The sequence below is a fragment of the Variovorax sp. Soil_C_26 genome, assembly GCF_057657075.1.
In genome coordinates this window covers 1-452 of sequence record NZ_JBDGJC010000050.1, presented here as the reverse complement: position 1 = coordinate 452, position 452 = coordinate 1, and the positions used below count along the sequence as shown (strand labels likewise).

At 71.0% G+C, this 452-nt stretch carries 1 protein-coding gene; it reads right to left on the bottom strand.

The genetic code is table 11. From position 1 onward, the window contains the following. The coding region (locus AC3A6G_RS27415) for an aminotransferase class I/II-fold pyridoxal phosphate-dependent enzyme (protein WP_487875101.1) at positions 1 to 452 on the bottom strand (452 nt) is incomplete at both ends.

The window sequence follows — 452 nt, the reverse complement described above, 5'->3', positions numbered from 1 at the left end:
GTCGGCCGTCGCGAAGCTCAGCCGCAGCGTCGCCACGTCGGGCTTCTCGGCAAAGAACGGCGCGCCGGGCACGAAGGCCACCAGCTTCTCGATCGCGCGCTTGGCCAGTTCGTTCGCGTCGGCCAGCTTGCCGTTGGCGCCGGTAAGGCGGGCCCAGAAGAACAGGCCGCCGTTCGGCTGCGTGAAGCTCACCGCCTCGCCGAGCTCGCGTTTCAGCGCCTGGCCCATGGCCTGCGCGCGCTGGCCGTACACCTCGCGCACATGGGCCAGCGTGGCCGGCATGCGGCCGCTCTTCAGGTACTGCGCGGCCGTGGCCTGGGCGAAGGTGCTGGTGTGGGCGTCGCTGAACTGCTTGCACATCGTCGCCTTGGCCAGCAGTTCGGCCGGCGCGATCATCCAGCCCACGCGCAGGCCCGGGCTCAGCACCTTGCTGAGGCTGCCGCAGTGCGCCA